The organism is Chitinophaga sp., assembly GCF_035761305.1.
Taxonomy (GTDB): Bacteria; Bacteroidota; Bacteroidia; order Chitinophagales; family Chitinophagaceae; genus Chitinophaga.
In genome coordinates this window covers 1-3,103 of sequence record NZ_DASTRI010000112.1, presented here as the reverse complement: position 1 = coordinate 3,103, position 3,103 = coordinate 1, and the positions used below count along the sequence as shown (strand labels likewise).

General features: G+C 54.9%; 3 protein-coding genes. All 3 read left to right on the top strand.

Features of this window, described 5'->3' with window-relative positions; genetic code table 11:
* Positions 1-1,455, top strand: a 1,455-nt coding sequence (locus VFS25_RS09885; RefSeq protein WP_326461975.1) for a gliding motility-associated C-terminal domain-containing protein, incomplete at its 5' end; no start/stop codon positions are given.
* Between the two features lie 20 nt (positions 1,456-1,475).
* Positions 1,476-2,417, top strand: coding sequence for a PorP/SprF family type IX secretion system membrane protein (locus VFS25_RS09880; protein WP_326461974.1), 942 nt, complete (start codon positions 1,476-1,478; stop codon positions 2,415-2,417).
* 127 nt (positions 2,418-2,544) lie between these two features.
* Positions 2,545-3,103 (top strand): hypothetical protein (locus VFS25_RS09875; protein ID WP_326461973.1); only part of this gene is annotated, 559 nt, incomplete at its 3' end.

Sequence of the window (3,103 nt, the reverse complement as noted above, 5' to 3'; positions counted from 1 at the left end):
ACGCTTAACGGCGTACCCAATACCAGCGGAATATTTGTACACACGGCCCGCCCGTCTGTTACGCTTACATCCGCAGCCGCTGCCCGCGTGAATGCGCCGTTCACCGTAACAGCCACCTTCAATGAGAAGGTAACGCAGCTGGCGGCAGCCGACTTTACATCCACCAATGCCACGGTGTCTGACCTGCAAACCACCGATAACATCACTTACACGTTGCTGGTAACGCCCACGGCAGACGGCCCTGTTGCCATTAGCCTGCCGGCAGATGCGGCAGTGAACGTGGTAGGCAACGGTAACACCGCTTCCAACAGCCTTACCCGCACTTACGACGCCACACCGCCGGTTATTGCCGCCGGCCAGTCCTTCACCGTAAGCCAATACAGCGCCGCAGGCACCGTAGTAGGTACGGCCACCGCCAGCGACGCATTCGGTACGGTTGGGAACTGGACCATCGCTACAGATGGTTCCGGCGGAGCGCTGCAGATCAGCCCTGCCGGTGTGATCTCGGTGAAGAATACCGCCCTCCTGGACCCCCTGGCAGGCACCAACGTAAGCCTGGGCCTCACCGTGAGCGACGGGCTCAATACCAGCGCCGCGGTACCGGTTACTGTGCGCGTGGTATTCGTGAACCAGCCGCCCACCCTGGACGTGATCAATAACGTGTCCATCTGTGCAGATGAGCAAACACACACCATTCAGCTAAACGGCGCTTCCGCTGTAGAGCCGGGCCAAACCTACACCATCACCGCGCGTTCAAACCGCGACATCTTTGATGTGCTGAGCGTAGATGCGTCAGACGTGCTGAGCTACCGGCTCAAAGCCAATACGGCCGCAGGCACGGCAACCGTTACCGTAACCATCCGCGACAACGGCGGTACCACAGGCGGCGCGGTAGACTCGCTGACACGCAGCTTTACTGTTACCGTAAATGCCCTGCCGGTGATTACCATCAGCAGCGATAAAGGCGCTACGGTTTCCAAGGGCGATCTCGTGAAACTGACCGCCAGCGGCGCAGGCAGCTATGATTATGCATGGAGCGCTGCCGACGGTATCGTAGGCGGACAAAACAGCCCGGTGCTGGAAGTGCGGCCGCAGGCCAACACCACTTACGAGGTAACGGCTACCAGCCCCGCGGGATGTACGGCTACCGGTTCTTTCGCCCTCAGCATCGTGGTGGATTTCAAAATAGACGCCACCAACGTGCTTACGCCGAATGGCGATGGCCGCAACGACCGCTGGGTAATCCGCAACCTGGACAGCTACCCGGATAACGAGGTGAAGATCTACGACCGCGCCGGCCGCCTGATCTACAGCCGCAGGAATTACAGCAACGATTGGGATGGTACCGTGAACGGCAGCCCGCTGGCGGAAGGTACCTACTACTATATCCTCACGATACAGAATGGCGCCAAGACGGCAACAGGTTATATTACGATTGTACGTGACCGTTATTGATCCTTAAAATGTGTAAGATTATGAACTTCCGATCTAAAATATCACATATGCGCCTGTTCATGCTTTGCTGCGTTGTACTGGCTACTTTATTCACCCGTAAAGCCCGGGCTCAAAGCCTGGGCAACTCCCTGGACCTGCTGGAGCCCTCAGGCACCCAGTTTTTCCAGAACCAGTACCTGGCCAACCCGGCCATGGCCGGTATTGACAGCGGCATGCACGTGAACGCCGCCTACCGCCGCCAGTACAATGGTATCAACGGTGCGCCCGAAACGGCCAGTTTCAGTGCTGATGGCGCGCTGGGCCGCAGGGTAGGAGCCGGTTTCAAGGTCTTTAACGACGAAGCGGGGCTGATCACCCGCACGCATGTGGCAGCCACCTATGCTTACCATCTGCCCCTGGGGGAAAATGGCCAGCAGCTGCATTTCGGCCTTTCACTGGCATTTAATATACAGCGCCTGGATTACACCAAGGTGAACGGCGACGACGCCGATCCTTCTTTAAGCGCCTTTAACCGCCGCGATAACTATTTTGAAGCAGAATACGGTATGGCCTATACCAATGGCAACCTGTTCGTGCAAGCCGCCCTGCCTAATGTAAGGAGCCTTTTCACAGGTAAGGACTATGGCGTGAACGGCGGGGGCCTTTTCTTTACGGCAGTGTCTTATCGCTTTACACCGGAACAGGGAGCCATCAGCGGCTTTGAGCCCAAAGTATGCTACCGCGGCATCAACGGATATGACAACATCCTGGATGCGGGCTTCAATTTATATTTGCTGAATAACGTGGCCAATGTAATGGGCATGTACCATACCTCAAAAAGCTTTACAGCAGGCATCGGCGTTAATATTAAACGGTCGGTGATATTACAGGCGCTTTATACCACGCAAACAGGCGGCATTAAAACATATGTGGATGGCACTTACGAAATAGGCGCCACTGTAAACTTTGGCAGAAACCGTTAGCGCAACGGGTGAACAATTAAAACCGGCGGGGCACATGACTGTCCCGCCGGTTTTTTTATGCCCGCTGCCTTCCAGCATTTGTAAAGCGTGTATTAGTCGCTATATTGAGCAGGAAACCATCCTGTAAATGCGCAAACAATTATTGCGGCTAACCATCGGCATCCTGCTGGTTGGCGGTATACCCGGCTTTTCAAAAGCACAAACCGCTATGCCGCCGGTGCACGCACCTGCGGCAGACAGCCTCCGGCAGGACTTTAATTTCCTGCGCGCGTTGCTCAACACTCGTTACCCATCGCTGTACCGCTACAATAGTAAAAGCAGCATGCAGGCAATGCTCGACAGCTGCTATGCCGCTATTGATGAAAATACTACCGCCGCCGGCTTTTATAAAATGCTGAAAGCATTGGTAAGCGGCATTAAAGACGGGCATTTATACGTAGGTCCCTCACCGGCTGTAAGAAAATATTTCAGCGATACGGCTGTGTTTTTTCCTGTAAGGCTGCGGTTCATTAACAACAAGGTATACAGCATGCAGGCTGTAGCTGGCAGGCCGGCGGGCGCCGAAATACTGGCCATTAACCACCGGCCGGTTGCCCGCATCCGGGAAGCGCTGTTTAAATACATTGCCGGCGACGGAGATATAACAACAAAGAAAAACTACGTGCTTAACTCCTTTTTTCATATTT